Here is a 20826-nt window from a genome sequence, read left to right as displayed (position 1 = left end):
GTGCTCTCAGCATGGTTAATCCGGGAAGTATAACGACGATGTCTCAACTCCTGAAGGGGTAAAGCAGAACATTACAAATTTATTGTATAGATTTTAGTCTGTTAAAATCATCTCTGCCTGGAGTGGCGCGCTAATCATACGATAATCCCTGCTTCCTTTTCCCTTCCTGGATCATACAAACCCAAAAAACAAAACGCCACGCGATTGCGTGGCGTTTTTGGGCTTTTTTTAACTTACGAGCGCTTCATCATATCGAAGAAGTCATCGTTCGTTTTGGTCATTGCCAGTTTGTTGATGAGGAACTCCATCGCGTCAATCTCACCCATCGGATGGATGATTTTACGCAGGATCCACATCTTCTGCAGCTCTTCCTGGGTGGTAAGCAGCTCTTCTTTACGGGTACCGGAACGGTTGTAGTCGATAGCCGGGAAGACGCGTTTTTCAGCGATCTTACGCGAGAGATGCAGCTCCATGTTACCGGTGCCTTTAAACTCTTCGTAGATAACCTCATCCATTTTGGAGCCGGTATCAATCAGCGCGGTGGCGATGATAGTCAGGCTACCGCCCTCTTCCACGTTACGTGCTGCACCGAAGAAACGCTTCGGACGATGCAGGGCGTTGGCATCCACACCACCGGTCAACACTTTACCGGAAGCCGGAACAACGGTGTTGTAGGCACGCGCCAGACGAGTAATGGAGTCGAGCAGAATGATAACGTCTTTCTTGTGCTCAACCAGGCGTTTCGCCTTCTCGATAACCATCTCGGCAACCTGAACGTGGCGAGAAGCCGGTTCGTCAAAGGTGGAAGCAACCACTTCACCTTTAACCAGACGCTGCATCTCGGTCACTTCTTCCGGACGTTCGTCGATCAGCAGCACCATCAGCACGCAGTCAGGATGGTTGTAGGCGATGCTCTGCGCGATATTCTGCAGCAGCATGGTTTTACCCGCTTTCGGCGGCGCCACAATCAGACCACGCTGACCGCGACCAATTGGCGAAGCCAGATCCAGCACACGTGCGGTTAAGTCTTCGGTTGAACCGTTACCACGTTCCATACGCAGACGTGAGTTCGCATGCAGCGGCGTCAAGTTCTCGAACAGGATCTTATTACGCGCGTTTTCCGGCTTGTCGTAGTTAACTTCGTTAACTTTCAACAGCGCAAAGTAACGCTCACCCTCTTTAGGAGGACGAATCTTACCGGAAATGGTGTCACCAGTGCGGAGGTTGAAACGGCGGATTTGGCTTGGGGATACGTAGATGTCATCGGGACCGGCGAGGTAGGAGCTGTCTGCGGAGCGGAGGAAACCAAATCCATCCTGCAGTATCTCCAGTACGCCATCGCCAAAGATATCTTCGCCACTCTTCGAATGCTGCTTGAGGATGGCAAAAATAATATCCTGCTTACGCATACGGGCCAGGTTTTCCAGCCCCATATTTTCGCCGAGAGTAATCAGCTCAGAAACCGGCGTATTCTTTAATTCGGTAAGATTCATAATGGTGTGGGTTCTTAAACTCGGGGTAGAACTCGAACTTAATGTTGTGAATGGTATGGCAGGAACATCCATGCCTGTTAACGGCCTTCATCTCGTGCCTGTACGTTGCCTGGTCACAGGAAAGAACGCAGAGCTGGAACGACAAAACGGAATGAGTGAAAAGCCCGGAATTTGTAGCCTCTCGCGCATTTTCTGCGGGACGCTTCGGGTAAAACAAGATTCAAACAATAAGGTATGTTTAAAACGAAGTCTGAAGTTAACTTAGCACGACTCTAGCCGGGCGTCCAGAGTTCCGCTAAAAATAGGAACCCGGACGCCGGAATGGCAAACCGCTTACGCCAGGTTGGCGTCGAGGAAATCTTTCAGTTGGCCTTTAGACAGGGCGCCAACCTTCGTTGCCGCCACTTCGCCGTTCTTAAACAGCAGCAGAGTCGGGATGCCGCGAATGCCGTATTTCGGCGCAGTACCCGGGTTCTGATCGATGTTCAGTTTAGCTACGGTCAGTTTGCCCTGATACTCTTCAGCGATCTCATCCAGAATCGGGGCGATCATTTTGCACGGACCGCACCACTCTGCCCAGAAATCGACGAGGGTTAGCCCGTCTGCCTTGAGTACGTCCGTGTCAAAACTGTCGTCAGTCAGGTGAATAATTTTATCGCTCATATTTAACTCCACAGGAATAAGCCTGGTGTGTTGGTGTCGCAGACATCAACGACGTGCCGATGCTACGTTATACACGTTATTGTTCAGGATGCTTCTATTACTGGCAACTGCGCGATCCGATCCCTCATGGACGTCGTCTTGCAGGAGCCAAAGCAAACCGCCTTCAAACCGTTCCCGGTAGATTAATTCTCCTCGACTCGCTGAGTAGTCTAAGCTTTCGAGGATTCATCAGGTTGCCGTAGATGCACCTTAAGTCATTTCGCGTATAGCCAACGAAAGGTTGACGTTATTTCAACGGATACGCTTTCTTAATGCAATAGTTAGCTGATATTCTACCACACTATGAGCAAAACACATTTAACAGAACAGAAGTTTTCCGACTTCGCCCTGCACCCGGCAGTGATTGAAGCCCTTGAAAAGAAAGGGTTTCATAATTGTACGCCCATTCAGGCACTCGCTCTTCCGCTAACGCTGGAAGGTCGTGATGTCGCCGGGCAGGCGCAAACCGGTACCGGAAAAACGATGGCGTTCCTGACGTCAACGTTTCATTACCTTCTCTCTCACCCGGCCAGCGCTGACCGCCAGGTAAACCAACCGCGTGCGCTGATCATGGCTCCTACGCGTGAGCTGGCGGTACAAATTCACGCTGACGCAGAACCGCTGGCTGCAGCCACTGGCCTGAAGCTGGGTCTGGCGTACGGCGGCGATGGCTACGATAAGCAGCTGAAAGTGCTGGAAAGCGGCGTCGATATTCTGATCGGTACCACCGGCCGTCTTATTGATTACGCCAAACAAAATCATATTAACCTTGGTGCGATTCAGGTCGTCGTGCTGGATGAAGCCGATCGCATGTACGATCTCGGCTTTATTAAAGATATCCGCTGGCTGTTCCGTCGTATGCCGCCGACCAATCAGCGTCTGAACATGCTGTTCTCCGCAACGCTTTCTTACCGTGTCCGCGAACTGGCGTTTGAACAAATGAACAACGCCGAATATGTTGAAGTCGAGCCGGAACAGAAAACGGGTCACCGGATTAAAGAAGAGCTGTTCTATCCTTCCAACGAAGAAAAAATGCGCCTGTTGCAGACGCTGCTGGAAGAAGAGTGGCCGGATCGCGCCATTATTTTCGCAAACACTAAACATCGTTGCGAAGATATCTGGGGCCACCTGGCAGCAGACGGTCATCGCGTCGGCTTGTTAACCGGCGACGTCGCACAGAAAAAGCGTCTGCGGATTCTTGAAGAGTTCACCCGTGGCGATATCGACATTCTGGTGGCGACTGACGTTGCTGCACGTGGTCTGCATATCCCGGCCGTCACGCACGTCTTTAACTATGACCTGCCGGACGACTGTGAAGATTATGTCCACCGTATCGGCCGTACCGGTCGCGCGGGCGCCAGCGGTCACTCAATCAGCCTGGCCTGCGAAGAGTACGCGCTGAATCTTCCGGCGATTGAGACCTACACCGGTCACTCTATTCCGGTCAGCAAGTACAACCCAGATGCACTTATGACAGATTTGCCTAAGCCGCTGCGCCTGACGCGCCCACGCACTGGCAATGGCCCGCGTCGCAGCGGTCCGCCTCGTAACCGTCGTCGTTCAGGTTAAATAAATCTATGCTCAGTTCCACCTCGCTTTATGCAGCTATCGATCTTGGTTCTAATAGCTTTCATATGTTGGTTGTACGCGAGGTGGCCGGGAGCATCCAGACGCTCAGCCGCATCAAACGCAAAGTGCGTCTGGCCGCTGGTCTGAACAGCGATAACACGCTCTCCGCGGAAGCGATGGAGCGTGGATGGCAGTGTTTGCGTCTGTTTGCCGAACGCCTGCAGGATATCCCCCCCATTCAAATTCGCGTTGTGGCGACCGCCACGCTGCGCCTGGCCGTCAATGCCGACGAGTTTTTAGCGAAGGCCCGGGAAATCCTCGGCTGTCCGGTGCAGGTCATCAGCGGTGAAGAAGAAGCCCGGCTGATTTATCAAGGCGTTGCACATACGACCGGCGGCGAAGACCGGCGCCTGGTGGTCGATATTGGCGGCGCCAGTACCGAACTGGTGACCGGCACGGGGGCACAGACTACCTCTCTGTTTAGCCTGTCGATGGGATGCGTCACCTGGCTGGAACGCTACTTCGCCGATCGTAACCTGACGAAAGAAAACTTCGATCTCGCCGAGAATGCGGCTCGGGAAGTTCTGCGTCCGATTACTGACATCCTGAATTACCACGGCTGGAAAGTTTGCGTCGGCGCATCCGGTACCGTTCAGGCTCTGCAGGAAATCATGATGGCGCAGGGAATGGACGAGCGTATCACCCTGGCTAAATTGCAGCAGCTCAAGCAGCGCGCGATTCAGTGCGGGCGCCTGGAAGAGCTGGAAATCGAAGGTTTAACCTTAGAACGAGCGCTGGTTTTCCCCAGCGGGCTGGCCATACTTATCGCCATTTTCAGCGAACTGAATATTCAGTGTATGACCCTCGCGGGCGGTGCGCTCCGTGAAGGCCTGGTTTACGGCATGCTGCATCTGTCCGTCGATCAGGATATCCGTAGCCGTACGCTGCGCAATATTCAACGCCGCTTTATGATCGACACCGAGCAGGCCCAGCGCGTCACCCAACTCGCAGCACATCTGGTGAATCAGCTGGACGATGCCTGGGAGCTGGAATCGCTCAGCCGCGAGCTGCTCGCCAGCGCCTGCGAGCTGCACGAAATTGGCCTGAGCGTCGATTTTAAACGCGCCCCGCAGCACGCCGCCTATCTGGTGAGCAACCTCGATCTCCCCGGCTTCACGCCGGCGCAGAAAAAACTGCTCGCGACGCTACTGCTCAACCAGACCAACACCATCGACCTCTCCTCGCTCCATCAACAAAATGCGGTGAAACCGCGGGTTGCAGAGCACTTGTGTCGGCTGCTGCGTCTGGCGATCCTGTTTGCCAGCCGCCGTCGCGACGATCTGCTGCCGGCCATTTCACTGGCCGTCGACGGCGAGAAACTGGTGCTGACGCTGCCGGAGGGATGGCTGGAAAGTCATCCGCTGGGTCGGGAGATGGTGGAGCAGGAGTGCCAGTGGCAAAGCTATGTCCACTGGGCTCTCGAAGTGGCTTAATTCCGCCTGATAAGCAGCGGGTTCAGTAACATCTCCCCCGGTGTGTACCACCGGGAGATATGCGGTCGTCCTACTTCCCTTTCGCTTTTGCCAGCATCGCACGAATATTGGCGACGTTGGCCTGCCCTTTATGCATCCGCTCCTCCGGCGAGATAACCTTGCGCTCCTGCTCCCAGATCAGGTCATCCTGCGGCAGCTCCAGCAGAAAACGGCTGGGCTCAGGGCGCACCAGTTCTCCGTACTGACGGCGCTCTTTACACAGCGTGAAGGTCAGCTCTTTTTGCGCGCGGGTAATCCCGACATACGCCAGGCGGCGCTCTTCATCGACGTTGTCTTCATCGATGCTACTCTGATGCGGCAGCAGCCCCTCTTCCATACCCACCAGATAGACGTAGGGAAACTCCAGCCCCTTCGAGGCGTGCAGGGTCATCAACTGCACCTGATCCGACTCTTCATCAGACTCGCCGCGCTCCATCATATCGCGCAGGGTAAAACGAGTGACCACCTGGGTCAGGGTCATCGGCTCGTCTATGTCGCTGCCTTCAAGCATCTCCGTCATCCAGCTGAACAGCTGATTGACGTTTTTCATCCGCATTTCTGCGGCCTTCGGGCTTGGGGAGGTCTCATACAGCCAGGATTCATAATCCACTCCGCGAATCAGATCGCGCACCGCGGCGACCGGTTCGCGCTCCGCCAGGCGCTGGATGTCAGCCAGCCACTGGGTAAACCCGGTGAGCGCATCATAGCCGCGGCCGGTTAACGTCTGGTTGAGACCCATATCAAAACTGGCGGTAAACAAGCTCTTGTTACGGGTCATCGCCCACTCGCCCAGCTTTTGCAAGGTGGCCGGGCCGATTTCGCGTTTTGGCGTATTGACGATACGCAGGAAGGCGCTGTCATCATCCGGGTTAGTCAGCACGCGCAGATAGGCCAACAGGTCTTTAATCTCGGGCCGTGAAAAGAACGACGTACCGCCCGAAATTTTGTACGGGATGCGGTTTTGCATCAGCATCTTTTCAAAGACCCGCGACTGATGGTTGCCGCGGTAGAGAATGGCGTAATCTTTATATTGCGTCTTATTGATAAAGTGATGGGCGATCAGTTCCCCGGTCACCCGTTCCGCTTCATGCTCTTCGTGGTTTGCTGAAAGCACTTTAAGCTCTACGCCATATCCCAACTCGGAAAACAGGCGTTTTTCGAAGACGTGCGGGTTGTTGGCAATCAGGATGTTAGCGGCTTTTAGTATGCGCCCGGAAGAACGGTAGTTCTGTTCCAGCTTGATCACCTGCAGCGCCGGGAAATCCTGGCTCAGCAGGACCAGGTTCTGCGGCCGGGCCCCGCGCCAGGAGTAGATCGACTGGTCATCATCGCCGACGACGGTAAAGCGCGCACGCTGCCCCACCAGCAGCTTCACCATCTCATACTGACTGGTGTTGGTATCCTGATATTCATCCACCAGCAGATAGCGAATCTTGTTTTGCCAGCGTTCGCGCACCTCTTCATTGCGCTGTAACAGCAGGGTCGGCAACAGGATCAGATCGTCAAAATCCAGCACGTTGCAGGCCTTCATATGGCCATCATAGAGCCCGTAGCAGTGGGCAAAGATCCGCTCCCGTTCACCCTTTGCGCCTGCCGCGGCCTGCGCCGGGGTTTGCAGATCGTTTTTCCAGTTGGAGATCGTCGAGATCAGCTGCTGCAACACGACTTTATCGTCGTCGATCAGCCCTTCGGTCAGCTCTTTAAGCAGTGCAACCTGGTCGGTATCATCGAACAGAGAAAAGTTAGATTTCATCCCTAGCGCAGCATACTCACGCTTAATAATATCCAGCCCCAGGGTATGGAAGGTGGAAATCATCAGGCCCCGCGCCTCTTTGCGCCCCAGCGTTTGCCCGACACGTTCTTTCATTTCACGTGCCGCTTTGTTGGTAAAGGTTACCGCCGCAATATGGCGCGCCTGATAGCCGCACCCGCGGATCAGGTGAGCGATTTTATTGGTGATAACGCGGGTCTTACCGGAACCGGCGCCCGCCAGCACCAGGCACGGTCCGGTAACAAATTCGACGGCTTGTTGTTGGCCAGGGTTTAAACGCATGGGAGTCTTGCTCAATCTTCGAACGGGGTGGGGATTGTAGCAGAAAGCCGGGTGGAGATTTACCGGCTAATGGTAAAGTGTTGGCAACACCGATACTCCAGAGAACAAAACAATGGCAAAGTCAGCAGCAGCCCTGCATATCCTGGTAAAAGAAGAGAAACTGGCGCAGGAGATCCTCGCTAAACTGGAGCGAGGCGTCAGCTTCGATCACCTGGCAAAGCGCTATTCGAAATGCCCCTCCGGGCGCAACGGTGGCGATCTCGGTGAGTTTACGCAGGGAGCGATGGTCGGGCCGTTTGATAAAGCCGTCTTCACCTGCCCGCTGCTAAAACCCTACGGACCGGTAAAAACGAAGTTCGGCTACCACATCATTAAGGTGCTCTACCGCCGTTAGCGCATGCTAATATTGCCGTCTGATTCATCGTAAATTATCAAGGTACGATCATGGCAAAAACAGCGGCAGCAATGCACATCCTGGTGAAAGAAGAGAAACTGGCACTCGACCTGCTGGAGCAGATTAAAAACGGCGCCGATTTCGAGAAGCTGGCGAAAAAGCACTCCACTTGTCCGTCAGGTAAAAAGGGCGGTCATTTAGGCGAGTTCAAACAGGGTCAGATGGTTCCGGCATTTGATAAAGTCGTCTTCTCCTGCCCTGAGCTGGAGCCGACCGGCCCGCTGCACACTCAGTTTGGCTACCACATCATCAAAGTCCTGTACCGCAAATAAAAAGCCGGGTGGCGGCTACGCCTTACCCGGCCTACATCTTGCGGTTTTGTAGGTCGGGTAGGCGAAGCGCCACCCGACAATCTGCTTAACCTGCTACCGCGATACGTTTCATATCAGTCATATAGCCGCGCAGTTTCTTACCAACCTGCTCAATAGCGTGGCCGCGAACCGCTTCATTCACGTCGCGCAGCTGAGCGTTGTCTACCGCGCCTTCGGCAATTGCTTTGCCCAGGTCGCCGGTCTGCAGGGTAGTCATGAACTCTTTCAGCAGCGGTACGCAGGCATAAGAGAACAGGTAGTTACCGTATTCTGCGGTATCGGAGATAACCACGTTCATTTCGTACAGACGCTTACGCGCGATGGTGTTCGCGATCAGCGGCAGCTCATGCAGTGATTCGTAGTAAGCAGACTCTTCGATGATGCCGGAATCAACCATGGTTTCGAACGCCAGCTCAACGCCCGCTTTCACCATCGCGATCATCAGAACGCCTTTATCGAAGTACTCCTGCTCGCCGATTTTACCTTCAAACTGCGGGGCGGTCTCGAACGCGGTTTTACCGGTCTCTTCACGCCAGGTCAGCAGTTTCTTATCATCGTTGGCCCAGTCAGCCATCATGCCGGAGGAGAATTCGCCGGAGATGATGTCATCCATATGTTTCTGGAACAGCGGCGCCATGATCTCTTTCAGCTGTTCGGACAGCGCATAAGCACGCAGTTTCGCCGGGTTAGACAGGCGATCCATCATCAGGGTGATACCGCCCTGCTTCAGCGCTTCAGTGATGGTTTCCCAGCCGAACTGAATCAGTTTTTCGGCGTATGCCGGATCGGTACCTTCTTCCACCAGCTTGTCGAAGCACAGCAGAGAACCAGCCTGCAGCATACCGCACAGAATCGTCTGCTCGCCCATCAGGTCAGATTTCACTTCCGCAACAAAGGAAGATTCCAGAACGCCCGCACGGTGACCACCGGTTGCTGCGGCCCAGGCTTTAGCAATCGCCATGCCTTCACCTTTCGGGTCGTTTTCCGGGTGAACCGCGATCAGCGTCGGTACGCCGAAACCACGTTTGTACTCTTCACGCACTTCGGTACCCGGGCACTTCGGCGCCACCATCACAACGGTGATGTCTTTACGAATCTGCTCACCCACTTCGACGATGTTGAAGCCGTGGGAGTAGCCCAGCGCCGCGCCATCTTTCATCAGCGGCTGAACGGAACGCACAACGTCGGAGTGCTGTTTGTCCGGCGTCAGGTTAACCACCAGGTCAGCCTGTGGGATCAGCTCTTCGTAGGTCCCCACTTTGAAGCCGTTTTCGGTCGCTTTACGCCAGGATGCGCGCTTTTCAGCAATCGCTTCTTTACGCAGCGCATAGGAGATATCCAGACCGGAATCACGCATGTTCAGGCCCTGGTTCAGACCCTGCGCGCCACAGCCGACAATGACCACTTTTTTACCCTGAAGGTAGCTGGCGCCATCAGCGAATTCGTCGCGGCCCATAAAGCGACATTTACCCAGCTGCGCCAGCTGCTGGCGCAGATTCAGTGTATTAAAGTAGTTAGCCATGGTGATACCTCGTGATGTTGTACTGTCTTATTGTTCGGTTCGCTTTTGCGAGAATGAACTTACTATATGACAGGAAATTTATTGCGGAAATTGATATATTCACAACGTCACGTTGCAATTTCTGCAATGCAAAACCGTGGAGTACGGAGTGTGGATTTACGCGATCTGAAAACCTTCCTGCATCTGGCCGAAAGCCGCCATTTTGGCCGCAGCGCGCGGGCGATGCACGTCAGCCCCTCCACCCTTTCGCGCCAGATCCAGCGCCTGGAAGAAGATCTCGGGCAGCCGCTGTTTGTTCGCGATAACCGTACCGTCACCTTGACCGAAGCTGGCGAAGAGCTGCGCCTGTTCGCACAGCAGACGCTGCTACAGTACCAGCAGCTTCGTCATGCCATCGATCAGCAAGGCCCTTCGCTTTCCGGCGAGCTGCATATCTTCTGCTCGGTGACGGCAGCCTACAGTCATCTGCCGCCGATTCTCGATCGCTTCCGCGCGGCTCACCCTTCGGTGGAGATTAAGCTTTCCACCGGCGATGCCGCGGATGCAATGGAGAAAGTTGTCACCGGCGAGGCCGATCTGGCGATTGCCGGCAAGCCGGAAACGCTGCCGGGCTCCGTGGCGTTTTCGATGCTGGAAAACCTGGCGGTCGTGCTGATCGCCCCGGCATTGGCCTGTCCGGTACGCACCCAGGTGAGCCAGGAGAAGCCCGACTGGTCAACCGTACCGTTTATCATGGCCGATCAGGGGCCGGTGCGCCGCCGCATCGAACTGTGGTTTCGCCGCCACAAAATCAGCAATCCCTCGATTTACGCCACCGTGGGCGGCCATGAAGCGATGGTGTCGATGGTCGCGCTCGGCTGCGGCGTGGCTTTAATTCCGGAAGTGGTACTGGAGAACAGTCCGGAACCGGTACGCAATCGCGTGATGATTTTAGAGCGCAGCGATGAGAAAACGCCGTTTGAACTAGGCGTGTGCGCACAAAAAAAGCGGCTGTATGAGCCGCTTATTGATGCTTTCTGGTCGATTCTGCCGAACCACTGATATTTGGCGCACACGCCTTACCTGGCCTGTAATCTGATTGTAGGCCCGATGAGCGCAGCGCCATCAGCCATTAGCCCGCGAGAAAGAACCTGAACGCCGGGTTATTGGTTTCATCGTGGCAGTCATAGCCCAGCTCATGGAGTCGGGTTTCGAAATCCGGCTCATGATCGCCAAGCTCGAACGCCGCCAGCACGCGGCCATAATCGGTTCCGTGGCTGCGATAGTGGAACAACGAGATGTTCCAGTGGGTCCCTAACGTATGCAGGAACTTGAGCAACGCCCCCGGTGATTCGGGGAATTCGAAGCTGAACAGTCGCTCTTGCAGCGGTTTTGACGGCCGCCCACCGACCATATAGCGCACATGAAGTTTCGCCATTTCGTCATCAGAAAGATCGACAACGCTATAGCCGCCTTCGTGCAGCAGACTCAAAATCTCTTTGCGTTCTTCCAGACCGCGGCTCAGACGAACCCCAACAAAAATGCAGGCGTCTTTGGCATCAGCAAAACGGTAGTTGAACTCGGTCACTGAACGGCCACCCAGCAGCTGACAAAACTTCAGGAAGCTGCCCTTCTCTTCAGGAATGGTCACCGCCAGCAGCGCTTCACGTTGCTCTCCCAGCTCGCAGCGTTCGGAGACGTAGCGCAGGCCGTGGAAGTTAACGTTGGCCCCGGAAAGCACATGTGCCAACCGCTCGCCGCGGATATCATGCTGCGCGATATACTTTTTCATTCCTGCCAGCGCCAGCGCACCAGACGGTTCAGCCACGGCGCGAACATCTTCGAACAGATCTTTCATCGCCGCGCAAATCGCATCGCTGTCGACGGTGACGATATCATCAAGATACTCCTGGCAGAGGCGGAAGGTCTCGTCGCCGATACGTTTCACCGCCACGCCTTCGGCAAACAGCCCGACGCGCGGCAGATCGACCGGATGTCCGGCATCCAGCGCGGCTTTCAGACAGGCGGAGTCCTCTGCTTCCACCGCGATCACTTTGATCTGCGGCATCAGCTGCTTGATCAGCACCGCTACGCCTGCGGCAAGCCCACCGCCGCCAACCGGGACAAACACGCGGTCCAGGTGTGCATCCTGCTGTAGCAGCTCCAACGCCAGCGTGCCCTGCCCGGCAATCACCATCGGGTGGTCAAACGGCGGGACCCAGGTGAAGTTCTGCTGTTGCGCCAGCTCGATGGCTTTCGCTTTCGCTTCATCAAAATTAGCGCCGTGCAGCAGTACCTCACCGCCAAAGTTACGTACGGCATCCACTTTGATGTCCGCCGTGGCAACCGGCATGACGATCAGCGCCTTCACGCCAAGACGCGATGCCGAGAACGCAACCCCCTGGGCGTGGTTGCCCGCAGAAGCGGTAATCACTCCCTGCGCTTTTTGCTCTTCCGTCAGGCCTGCCATCATTGCGTAGGCCCCGCGCAGCTTGAAGCTATGAACCGGCTGGCGATCTTCACGCTTCACCAGAATCACGTTATCAAGACGCGACGAGATTTTTTCCATTTTTTGCAACGGCGTAATCTGCGCCGCTTCATAGACCGGTGCGCGCAGCACCGCCCTGAGATATTCCGCCCCTTCGGGGGCGGCAGACAGGGGTTGTGATTCAGCCATCATTAACCCCCCAGTTTTGATTTATCGCGAACCGCGCCCTTATCGGCGCTGGTTGCCAGGCTGGCGTACGCGCGGAGTGCAAAGGAGACCTGACGTTCACGTGCTTTCGGCGTCCAGGCACGATCGCCGCGGGCCTCTTGTGCTTCACGACGCGCGGCGATTTCGGCATCGCTCAGCTGCAGCTGAATACCCCGGTTCGGAATATCAATGGCAATCATGTCGCCGTCTTCAATGATCGCGATATTGCCGCCGCTGGCTGCTTCCGGTGAGACGTGGCCAATCGACAGACCCGAGGTACCGCCGGAGAAACGCCCGTCGGTGATCAGCGCACAGGCTTTACCCAGACCCATGGATTTCAGGAAGGTCGTCGGATAGAGCATTTCCTGCATTCCCGGACCGCCCTTCGGCCCTTCGTAGCGAATAACCACGACGTCGCCCGCCACCACTTTACCGCCCAGGATCGCGTCGACGGCTTCATCCTGGCTTTCATAGACTTTCGCCGGGCCGGTGAATTTCAGAATACTGTCATCCACCCCTGCGGTTTTAACAATACAGCCGTTTTCCGCAAAGTTGCCGTACAGAACCGCCAGACCGCCGTCTTTGCTGTAAGCATGCTCCAGTGAACGGATACACCCTTCGGCACGATCGTCGTCCAATGTATCCCAGCGGCAGTCCTGCGAGAACGCCTGAGTCGTCCGGATACCCGCCGGGCCGGCGCGGAACATTTTTTTCACCGCGTCATCTTTAGTCAGCATGACATCATATTGATCGAGCGTTTGTGGCAGAGTCAGACCGAGAACGTTTTTCACCTCGCGGTTCAGCAGCCCGGCACGATCGAGCTCGCCGAGAATCCCCAGTACGCCGCCCGCACGGTGCACATCTTCCATATGGTACTTCTGCGTGCTCGGCGCCACTTTACACAACTGCGGAACCTTGCGGGACAGCTTATCGATATCACTCATAGTGAAGTCGATTTCCGCTTCCTGCGCGGCGGCCAGCAGGTGCAGAACGGTATTCGTCGAACCGCCCATGGCAATATCCAGGGTCATGGCGTTTTCAAACGCCGCTTTGCTGGCGATGTTGCGCGGCAACGCGGATGCATCATCCTGCTCGTAATAGCGCTTAGTCAGCTCAACGATGCGTTTCCCCGCGTTGAGGAACAGCTCCTTACGGTCGGCGTGTGTCGCCAGCAGAGAGCCGTTACCCGGCTGGGACAGACCCAGCGCTTCGGTCAGGCAGTTCATCGAGTTGGCGGTAAACATCCCCGAACAAGAACCACAGGTCGGACAGGCGGAACGCTCGACCTGCTCACTCTGTTCGTCGGAGACTTTTGGATCCGCCCCCTGAATCATCGCATCGACAAGGTCGAGTTTGATGATTTTGTCAGAAAGCTTGGTTTTCCCGGCTTCCATTGGGCCACCGGAGACAAAAATCACCGGAATATTCAGGCGCAAGGACGCCATCAGCATCCCCGGGGTGATTTTGTCACAGTTGGAAATGCAGACCATGGCATCGGCGCAGTGCGCGTTAACCATGTACTCAACCGAGTCGGCGATCAGTTCACGGGATGGCAGTGAATAAAGCATACCCCCATGCCCCATGGCGATCCCATCATCCACCGCGATGGTGTTAAATTCTTTGGCAACGCCGCCTGAGGCTTCAATCTGCTCAGCAACCAGCTTACCCAGATCGCGCAGATGTACATGACCCGGTACAAATTGGGTGAAGGAGTTAACAACGGCGATAATCGGCTTACCGAAATCAGCATCGGTCATCCCGGTTGCGCGCCACAGCGCGCGGGCACCCGCCATATTACGGCCGTGAGTGGTGGTGGCGGAACGGTACTTAGGCATGCTTTAGTTACTCCCAGTCTCTGTGACATGGGGCGCTGCGTGCCACCCCATTTTTTTATGCTTATGCTTGAAATATGACGGGTATGTTTATTGGTTAACCTGATCCAACCAGCCCCATTTATCCTCGGTTTCACCGGTGAAGAGACCAAAGAAAGCTTGCTGAATACGCTTGGTGACCGGGCCGCAGCGACCTTCGCCAACCTGAATACCGTCAACGCTGCGCACCGGAGTGATTTCCGCAGCAGTACCAGACATAAAGACTTCATCAGCCAGATACAGAGATTCACGGGACAGCACCTGCTCGCGGACTTCAATATCCAGATCTTTTGCCAGTTTAATGATCGCGTCGCGGGTAATGCCCGGCAGCGCAGAAGAGGTAAATGGCGGAGTGAACAACACGCCATCTTTCACTTCAAACAGGTTCTCACCCGCGCCCTCGGAGATATAGCCGTTAACGTCCAGCGCGATCCCTTCCTGATAACCATGGCGGCGCGCTTCGCTGCCAACCAGCAGGGAAGAGAGGTAGTTACCCCCGGCTTTTGCCGCGGTCGGGATGGTATTGGGCGCGACACGGTTCCAGGAAGAAACCATCGCATCGATCCCCTGATCCAGCGCTTCAGCGCCAAGATAAGCTCCCCACGGGAACGCCGCGATGATCACGTCAGTGCTGTATCCCGCAGGCGGGTTAACACCCATGCCAACGTCGCCAACAAAGACCAGTGGACGAATATACGCGCTGGTCAGGTTATTTTTGCGGATAACTTCGCGGCAGGCTTCCATCAACTCATCAATGCTTTGAGAGACCGGAAAACGATAGATTTTGGCTGAGTCATGCAGACGCTGCATATGTTCGCGATGACGGAACACCACCGGTCCTTTATGTGAGTCGTAGCAACGGATGCCTTCAAACACGGAAGTGCCGTAGTGAAGCGCGTGAGACATCACGTGAACCTTCGCCTCTCCCCACGGAACCATCTCGCCGTTGAACCAAATGTAATCAGCTTTTTTCGTCGTCATTTTTCTTCCCTTGCGCTTATGCGCGGATTTGTTGTGATGTTGGTTGCTGGATCTCGACGCAGGCGACGTCGACCAGCTTACTTAATTGACTAAACAGTAATTCGACGGGCCGCTGGCTGGCAACGGTCAATTCAATATTTATGTTGCCGGCATCTGCCGCGGTTTCCATATTCATGGAACAAACCTGAAAGCCACGGTGACGTACCACGCGCAGCACGCGTTCTAAGGTTTCCGGATTGAAGCGAGCCTGCAAAGCGACCTGATGTTGCATCATGATAATTTCTCCAGCATTTCTGCATTACTGGCACCGGGCGGTACCAACGGCCAGACGTTCTCAAGCTCATCGATTGAGACATGAAGCAGGTATGGCCCCTGGCTCGAAAGCATGGTGTCGAGAGCCGCTTCAACCTGGTCTTTACGGGTGATGTGCTGTCCAGGAATGCCGAAAGCGCTGGCCAGCGTGACAAAATCGGGATTATCAGTGAGGGTGGTTTCGCTATAGCGCTCCTCGAAAAACAGCTGCTGCCACTGACGCACCATGCCTAAACGCTGGTTATCCAGCAACAGGATCTTCAACGGCAGCTGTTTACGCTTCACGGTACCCAGCTCCTGCACGTTCATCATGAACGAACCATCGCCGGAGACGCAGATAACGGTATCGTTCGGACGTGCAACTTGAGCGCCAACCGCAGCCGGCAGGCCAAAGCCCATCGTGCCCAGACCGCTGGAGGTAATAAAATTCTCAGGGCGTGTATAGGTCATATGCTGCGCTGACCACATTTGATGTTGACCGACGTCGGTTGTCACAACGCTATCGGCCGGCTTACGGTCGGAGAGCTGTTTGAGCAACAGCGGTGCGTAAATACCCTCACCCGGATGGTCGTAGCGCCATGCGTGCTCGTCACGCAGCGCCTGATTATGCTGGCGCCAGGCGTCGATAGTCAGCGGCTTCTGCAACGCTGGCAGCAATGTATTCAGATCGCCCGCCAGGGCAACATGTGCCTGACGCAGCTTGTTCAGCTCCGCCGGATCGATATCCAGATGGATAACTTTGGCGTGCGGAGCAAAGGTATTCAGCTTCCCGGTAACACGGTCATCGAAGCGGGCGCCAACGGCGATCAGCAGGTCACATTCCTGTACCGCCAGATTGGCCGCTTTGGTGCCGTGCATCCCCAGCATGCCCAGATAGTACGGATAGGCCGCATCAACGGCCCCCAGACCTTTCAGCGTGCAGGTGGCCGGCATTTGCGTAATGGCGATAAATTCGCGCAACGCAGGCACCGCCTGCGCCATGCCCACGCCACCGCCGACGTACAGCATCGGTTTTTGCGCGGCAGCTAACATCTGCAGCGCCTGCTCAACTTCTGCATGGGGGAAGGCAATGTCGTTATCAACCGTCGAGAAATACGGTTCAAGCTCACCCTTCGCCAGCTGGATATCTTTCGGGATATCAACCAGAACCGGGCCTGGGCGGCCAGAGTTTGCGACCTGGAAAGCTTCAGCGATCACTCGCGGCAGTTCTTCCAGCGACTGCACGAGAAAACTATGTTTCGTACAGGCCAGTGATAAACCAAGGACGTCCACTTCCTGGAAAGCATCGGTGCCGATAAACGGCGCCGCGACCTGACCAGTGATGGCGACAACAGGGACAGAGTCCAGTAACGCATCAGCCAGGCCGGTGATCAGGTTCGTCGCACCTGGACCTGATGTGGCGATGCACACGCCGGTTTTGCCGGTGGCGCGAGCATAGCCGATAGCTGCCATGGCCGCTCCTTGCTCGTGGCGGCACAACAGGTGTTCCACGCCGCCGTCATACAATGCATCGTAAACCGGCATAATCGCGCCACCAGGATAGCCAAAAACCGTGTCGACCCCCTGTGCCCGCAAAGCATGTACTACCCACTGTGCCCCATTCATAGTTAGTTCCCCGTCATAGATCGGGAGAAACAGAATTTTATGCTATTCGTCATTGTCTGCTCCTCGCTTATCATTTTTAAGTTATAAAAAAACCCCCGGACCTTTCGGTGCGGGGGTCTTAGTTCGTTAAGGCTTGATTTCTAAGCCTTTCCTCGTCCAAGTGCAGCCCCGCACGGTGGGATAATAATCACCACCACGCTAATCACGACCAGGCTAATCACTCGTAGAAGGGCTGTCATTTTCTGTACTTTCTGGCTTCTTGTTCGAAGGAATACCTAAAGAGTTACCACAGACATCACAATAAACACAAGATTTTTTTATACATCACTTACTGATCGCGCTAACAGTTTTTTGTAAAACAATTGTTTTTAATAGAAAAAATATAAAATGAAAAAAATTCAATTTATCACCCTTTTCTATGACGATGCGGCGGTTTCCGGCAATACGCTATTTCACCATGATGGCCGTCTGCGATGCTGCTTCCATCATGAGTGAAATGTCACAATATCCGGCGATATTCGCTGGAACATGGCGCGTAGAATACATTTCTTACTCATTACTGCCCCTTTTTCTGCCGACATAATGCCCGTACTCAGGAGGCATTATGTCACTCGCGATTATTTACACACGGGCTGCTTTCGGTATCAGTGCCCCACTTATTACGATCGAAATACATATCAGCAACGGGCTTCCCGGGTTAACCATGGTAGGGCTTCCTGAAACCACGGTAAGAGAGGCTCGTGACCGGGTACGCAGCGCGATAATTAACAGCGGCTATACGTTTCCGGCCAAAAAGATCACCATCAATCTGGCCCCTGCTGATTTGCCAAAAGAAGGCGGGCGATACGATCTCCCCATCGCTCTCGCGCTTCTGGTCGCGTCGGAGCAGCTAGATGCGTCCAGGTTGAATCAATATGAGTTTATCGGCGAGCTCGCGCTCACAGGGGCGCTACGCGGCGTTCCTGGCGCTATCTCCAGTGCAATGGAGGCGATAAAAGCCGGACGACAAATTATCGTCGCCGAGGATAACGCTGCAGAAGTGGGGCTCATTGAGGGCCACGAGTGTCTTGTCGCCGGGCATCTGCAGGAAGTGTGTGCTTTTCTCGAGGGACGCCATGCGCTCAATCCTTCCATACCGGAGGAAGAACTTCCTGATGACCCTCTACCTGATCTGAGCGATGTTATTGGCCAGCAGCAAGGAAAACGGGCGTTGGAAATCGTTGCCGCAGGGGGTCACAACCTGCTGTTGATTGGCCCTCCCGGAACAGGAAAAACCATGCTTGCCAGCCGGTTGCCAGGTCTTCTGCCACCGTTAAGCAATCAGGAGGCGCTCGAAAGCGCCGCCATTCTTAGTCTGTTGAGTCGCCATCGCGCAACAAAACAGTGGCGCCGGCGGCCGTTTCGCAGTCCGCATCACAGCGCTTCTCTCGCGGCAATGGTAGGGGGGGGTTCAATCCCGATACCCGGAGAGATCTCGCTGGCACACAACGGGGTGCTATTTCTCGATGAACTACCGGAGTTTGAACGCCGGGTGTTGGATGCTTTGCGGGAGCCGATAGAGTCAGGGAAAATACATATTTCACGAACGCGTGCGAAAATTGACTATCCGGCACATTTTCAGCTTATTGCGGCTATGAATCCCAGCCCCACCGGGCATTACCAGGGTCATCATAATCGCGCATCACCGGAACAAACCTTACGCTATCTGGGTCGCCTGTCCGGGCCGTTCCTCGACCGGTTCGACCTCTCGCTGGAAATTCCTCTACCGCCTCCAGGCGTGCTCAGCCAGGCAGTCTCTGGCGAGGAAAATAGCGCCAGCGTGAGGAAGCGGGTTCTCGCCGCCCGAGACAAACAGCTGGCCCGGCAGGAGAAACTCAATGCCCATCTGGAGAGTAACGAAATGAAAATCTGGTGTCCGCTCAGTAAAGAGGATGCTATCTGGCTGGAACAGGTACTATCGCAGCTGGGGCTTTCTATCCGCGCCTGGCAGCGTCTGCTGAAAGTCGCCCGGACCATCGCCGACATAGGGGGGGAACCCTGTATTGAGCGCTACCACCTGCAGGAGGCCCTTGGTTATCGGGCGATAGACAGGATGCTGAACCATTTGCAAAAACTCATGGCATAAAAAAAGGGCTTACGCCCTTTTTTGTTAATCATCGCTTTCGGTGTAATCTTCAGCGCCTTCAACCTGCGGTTTCCCGCCGGACAGCGTATGAAAACGCTTAGGCCGCTTAATACGCGCCATATACTTAATCCAGACGCGTTCCATTTCCGTGGCTGGCTCACGTTCACCACGACATACCGAAACAAACTGTTTTTCATCTTCGGTGACAGGTTCGCGTTTACCCAGTTCCAGTTCGTTAAGAGCATAACCATGCTGTTCCAGCAGTTGTGCCTCTTTGATGGTGAAATCACCATGACGGGAGAACCCGCGCGGATAATGTTTATTATCGAAAAAACGATTAGTCGTCATAAAGCTTTCCGCCATCCTACACGCTCCTGATTCTTTGGCCGAGCTATTTATGGCGCGGAGTATTAGTTACGCTTGACAGAGTGTAAAACAAAAGATTTAAATCATTACGACAAATAATTTTGCGGAGAAGAGTGTGGATACGGAATTGCTCAAAACTTTCCTTGAGGTGAGCAGAACTCGCCACTTTGGACGAGCAGCAGAGGCGCTTTATCTGACGCAGTCGGCCGTCAGCTTTCGTATTCGTCAGCTGGAAAACCAGCTTGGCGTGAACCTTTTTACCCGCCATCGCAATAACATCCGCCTGACGTCAGCCGGCGATAAACTCCTTCCTTATGCCGAAACCCTGATGAACACCTGGCAGGCGGCACGAAAAGAGGTTGCGAATGCTTCCCGGCACAATGAATTTTCAATTGGCGGCAGCGCATCTTTGTGGGAATGCATGCTTAACGGATGGCTGGGGAAGCTCTACAAAGAGCCCTGTAACCTGCAGTTTGAAGCGCGGATTGCACAGCGACAATCGCTTGTTAAACAGTTACATGAACGACAGCTTGATCTACTGATCACGACAGAATCTCCGAAAATGGACGAATTAAGCAGCCAGTTACTCGGTAATTTCACCCTGGCACTCTATTGCGCCTCGCCATTTAAAACTAAGAATGAATTGAATTATCTGCGCCTGGAATGGGGTCCGGACTTCCAACAAAATGAGGTCGGACTAATTGGCAGTGATGATGTTCCTCTGCTGACAACCAGTTCCGCTGAACTGGCCTATCAGCAACTTGCTGCGCTCAACGGTTGCACATGGCTACCGACACGCTGGGCAAAGGATAAAAGCGGTCTGCATACGGTGACGGACAGTACAACGCTATCCCGGCCCCTGTACGCTATCTGGCTACAAAACAGCGATAAACAGGTACAGATCCGCGAAATACTGAAGACAAATATACTGGAATAATGCGTACCTCCAGGGACGGAGGATGCTGGAAGATTTTGGGGATGGAAAATAACAGACAAAAAAAATCCTTTGCCTGAGCAAAGGATTATATATGGCAGGGGCGGAGAGACTCGAACTCGCGACACCCGGTTTTGGAGACCGGTGCTCTACCAACTGAGCTACGCCCCTAAATCTCTTACTATTAAGCCCGCTAATTAATTTAGCAGGCTTAACTTTTAATAAGTGGCGGAACGGACGGGACTCGAACCCGCGACCCCCTGCGTGACAGGCAGGTATTCTAACCGACTGAACTACCGCTCCACCGAATTTTTCTACAACT

At 54.6% G+C, this 20826-nt stretch carries 19 protein-coding genes and 2 tRNA genes; 7 read left to right on the top strand and 14 right to left on the bottom strand.

Annotation, left to right across the window (positions count from 1 at the left end):
- Positions 1–233 precede the first annotated feature (233 nt).
- Together rho and trxA are read right to left on the bottom strand one after the other, a co-directional pair.
- Positions 234–1493: a transcription termination factor Rho gene (gene rho / locus BV390_RS24100; RefSeq protein ID WP_002883293.1), complete on the bottom strand. Its 1260-nt coding sequence runs from the start codon at positions 1491–1493 to the stop codon at positions 234–236.
- Positions 1494–1826: 333 nt separating this feature from the next.
- Positions 1827–2156 carry a thioredoxin TrxA gene (gene trxA / locus BV390_RS24090; protein ID WP_004869525.1) on the bottom strand — a complete coding sequence of 110 codons (330 nt, stop codon included), beginning with the start codon at positions 2154–2156 and terminating at the stop codon, positions 1827–1829.
- 342 nt (positions 2157–2498) lie between these two features.
- Here trxA and rhlB point away from each other — a divergent pair, with 342 nt between their 5' ends.
- Both rhlB and gppA read left to right on the top strand, forming a co-directional pair.
- Positions 2499–3764 (top strand): ATP-dependent RNA helicase RhlB, encoded by a 1266-nt coding sequence (gene rhlB / locus BV390_RS24085; RefSeq protein WP_004869522.1) that lies wholly within the window; start codon positions 2499–2501, stop codon positions 3762–3764.
- 8 nt (positions 3765–3772) lie between these two features.
- Positions 3773–5257 (top strand): guanosine-5'-triphosphate,3'-diphosphate diphosphatase, encoded by a 1485-nt coding sequence (gppA, locus tag BV390_RS24080; RefSeq protein ID WP_015585415.1) that lies wholly within the window; start codon positions 3773–3775, stop codon positions 5255–5257.
- Between the two features lie 70 nt (positions 5258–5327).
- Here gppA and rep read toward each other — a convergent pair whose 3' ends face one another.
- Positions 5328–7349, bottom strand: coding sequence for a DNA helicase Rep (rep, locus tag BV390_RS24075; protein WP_032690054.1), 2022 nt, complete (start codon positions 7347–7349; stop codon positions 5328–5330).
- A gap of 112 nt (positions 7350–7461) precedes the next feature.
- Between rep and ppiC (BV390_RS24070) the strand changes: the two genes are divergently transcribed.
- Positions 7462–7743 carry a peptidylprolyl isomerase PpiC gene (gene ppiC / locus BV390_RS24070; protein WP_032690055.1) on the top strand — a complete coding sequence of 94 codons (282 nt, stop codon included), beginning with the start codon at positions 7462–7464 and terminating at the stop codon, positions 7741–7743.
- Positions 7744–7793: 50 nt separating this feature from the next.
- Complete coding sequence (gene ppiC / locus BV390_RS24065; RefSeq protein ID WP_004869510.1) at positions 7794–8075, top strand: peptidylprolyl isomerase PpiC; 282 nt, start codon at positions 7794–7796, stop codon at positions 8073–8075.
- 85 nt (positions 8076–8160) lie between these two features.
- Here ppiC (BV390_RS24065) and ilvC read toward each other — a convergent pair whose 3' ends face one another.
- Positions 8161–9636, bottom strand: coding sequence for a ketol-acid reductoisomerase (gene ilvC, locus BV390_RS24060; RefSeq protein ID WP_032690056.1), 1476 nt, complete (start codon positions 9634–9636; stop codon positions 8161–8163).
- Between the two features lie 150 nt (positions 9637–9786).
- Between ilvC and ilvY the strand changes: the two genes are divergently transcribed.
- Positions 9787–10677: an HTH-type transcriptional activator IlvY gene (ilvY, locus tag BV390_RS24055; protein WP_004869503.1), complete on the top strand. Its 891-nt coding sequence runs from the start codon at positions 9787–9789 to the stop codon at positions 10675–10677.
- Between the two features lie 70 nt (positions 10678–10747).
- On the opposite strand, the gene ilvA is transcribed toward ilvY, so the two are convergent.
- The 7 genes from ilvA to ilvL form a co-directional block, all read right to left on the bottom strand.
- Positions 10748–12292 (bottom strand): threonine ammonia-lyase, biosynthetic, encoded by a 1545-nt coding sequence (gene ilvA, locus BV390_RS24050; RefSeq protein ID WP_015585418.1) that lies wholly within the window; start codon positions 12290–12292, stop codon positions 10748–10750.
- Between the two features lie 2 nt (positions 12293–12294).
- A complete protein-coding gene (gene ilvD / locus BV390_RS24045) occupies positions 12295–14145 on the bottom strand; it encodes a dihydroxy-acid dehydratase (RefSeq protein WP_032697961.1) in 1851 nt (616 codons plus the stop codon).
- An 87-nt stretch (positions 14146–14232) separates the two neighbouring features.
- Complete coding sequence (gene ilvE / locus BV390_RS24040; RefSeq protein WP_004869492.1) at positions 14233–15162, bottom strand: branched-chain-amino-acid transaminase; 930 nt, start codon at positions 15160–15162, stop codon at positions 14233–14235.
- A 16-nt stretch (positions 15163–15178) separates the two neighbouring features.
- A complete protein-coding gene (gene ilvM / locus BV390_RS24035; protein WP_004869489.1) occupies positions 15179–15436 on the bottom strand; it encodes an acetolactate synthase 2 small subunit in 258 nt (85 codons plus the stop codon).
- Complete coding sequence (ilvG, locus tag BV390_RS24030; protein ID WP_032690057.1) at positions 15433–17079, bottom strand: acetolactate synthase 2 catalytic subunit; 1647 nt, start codon at positions 17077–17079, stop codon at positions 15433–15435. The genes ilvM and ilvG overlap by 4 nt, the downstream gene beginning before the upstream one ends.
- A 2-nt stretch (positions 17080–17081) precedes the next feature.
- Positions 17082–17132 (bottom strand): peptide IlvX, encoded by a 51-nt coding sequence (ilvX, locus tag BV390_RS31975; protein ID WP_202403780.1) that lies wholly within the window; start codon positions 17130–17132, stop codon positions 17082–17084.
- An 87-nt stretch (positions 17133–17219) separates the two neighbouring features.
- The gene (gene ilvL / locus BV390_RS24025; RefSeq protein WP_001311244.1) at positions 17220–17318 is read right to left on the bottom strand and encodes an ilv operon leader peptide; all 99 of its coding nucleotides are present in this window, start codon (positions 17316–17318) and stop codon (positions 17220–17222) included.
- Between the two features lie 365 nt (positions 17319–17683).
- On the opposite strand from ilvL, the gene BV390_RS24020 reads away from it, so the two are divergent.
- Positions 17684–19204, top strand: coding sequence for a YifB family Mg chelatase-like AAA ATPase (locus BV390_RS24020; protein ID WP_085397428.1), 1521 nt, complete (start codon positions 17684–17686; stop codon positions 19202–19204).
- A gap of 24 nt (positions 19205–19228) precedes the next feature.
- On the opposite strand, the gene BV390_RS24015 is transcribed toward BV390_RS24020, so the two are convergent.
- Positions 19229–19567 (bottom strand): MaoP family protein, encoded by a 339-nt coding sequence (locus tag BV390_RS24015; RefSeq protein ID WP_004869479.1) that lies wholly within the window; start codon positions 19565–19567, stop codon positions 19229–19231.
- Between the two features lie 118 nt (positions 19568–19685).
- On the opposite strand from BV390_RS24015, the gene hdfR reads away from it, so the two are divergent.
- Positions 19686–20507 (top strand): HTH-type transcriptional regulator HdfR, encoded by an 822-nt coding sequence (gene hdfR / locus BV390_RS24010; protein WP_032690060.1) that lies wholly within the window; start codon positions 19686–19688, stop codon positions 20505–20507.
- Positions 20508–20599: 92 nt separating this feature from the next.
- Here hdfR and BV390_RS24005 read toward each other — a convergent pair.
- Positions 20600–20675 (bottom strand) — tRNA-Trp (locus BV390_RS24005).
- A 55-nt stretch (positions 20676–20730) separates the two neighbouring features.
- Positions 20731–20807: transfer RNA gene (locus tag BV390_RS24000), tRNA-Asp, on the bottom strand.
- Positions 20808–20826: the final 19 nt, after the last annotated feature.

Source organism: Klebsiella sp. YJ (assembly GCF_002108615.1).
GTDB lineage: Bacteria > Pseudomonadota > Gammaproteobacteria > Enterobacterales > Enterobacteriaceae > Klebsiella > Klebsiella planticola.
The sequence above is the reverse complement of the archived record's forward strand: the minus strand, read 5'-3'. Positions and strand labels throughout refer to the sequence as shown.

Coding starts and splice junctions, on each gene's coding strand:
- rep (WP_032690054.1), bottom strand. CDS start 7,349: ATGCGTTTAAACCCTGGCCAACAACAAGCCGTCGAATTTGTTACCGGA.
- ppiC (WP_004869510.1), top strand. CDS start 7,794: ATGGCAAAAACAGCGGCAGCAATGCACATCCTGGTGAAAGAAGAGAAA.
- ilvG (WP_032690057.1), bottom strand. CDS start 17,079: ATGAATGGGGCACAGTGGGTAGTACATGCTTTGCGGGCACAGGGGGTC.
- ilvC (WP_032690056.1), bottom strand. CDS start 9,636: ATGGCTAACTACTTTAATACACTGAATCTGCGCCAGCAGCTGGCGCAG.
- ppiC (WP_032690055.1), top strand. CDS start 7,462: ATGGCAAAGTCAGCAGCAGCCCTGCATATCCTGGTAAAAGAAGAGAAA.
- ilvM (WP_004869489.1), bottom strand. CDS start 15,436: ATGATGCAACATCAGGTCGCTTTGCAGGCTCGCTTCAATCCGGAAACC.
- ilvL (WP_001311244.1), bottom strand. CDS start 17,318: ATGACAGCCCTTCTACGAGTGATTAGCCTGGTCGTGATTAGCGTGGTG.
- ilvD (WP_032697961.1), bottom strand. CDS start 14,145: ATGCCTAAGTACCGTTCCGCCACCACCACTCACGGCCGTAATATGGCG.
- ilvA (WP_015585418.1), bottom strand. CDS start 12,292: ATGGCTGAATCACAACCCCTGTCTGCCGCCCCCGAAGGGGCGGAATAT.
- BV390_RS24015 (WP_004869479.1), bottom strand. CDS start 19,567: ATGGCGGAAAGCTTTATGACGACTAATCGTTTTTTCGATAATAAACAT.
- ilvE (WP_004869492.1), bottom strand. CDS start 15,162: ATGACGACGAAAAAAGCTGATTACATTTGGTTCAACGGCGAGATGGTT.
- BV390_RS24020 (WP_085397428.1), top strand. CDS start 17,684: ATGTCACTCGCGATTATTTACACACGGGCTGCTTTCGGTATCAGTGCC.
- trxA (WP_004869525.1), bottom strand. CDS start 2,156: ATGAGCGATAAAATTATTCACCTGACTGACGACAGTTTTGACACGGAC.
- gppA (WP_015585415.1), top strand. CDS start 3,773: ATGCTCAGTTCCACCTCGCTTTATGCAGCTATCGATCTTGGTTCTAAT.
- rhlB (WP_004869522.1), top strand. CDS start 2,499: ATGAGCAAAACACATTTAACAGAACAGAAGTTTTCCGACTTCGCCCTG.
- rho (WP_002883293.1), bottom strand. CDS start 1,493: ATGAATCTTACCGAATTAAAGAATACGCCGGTTTCTGAGCTGATTACT.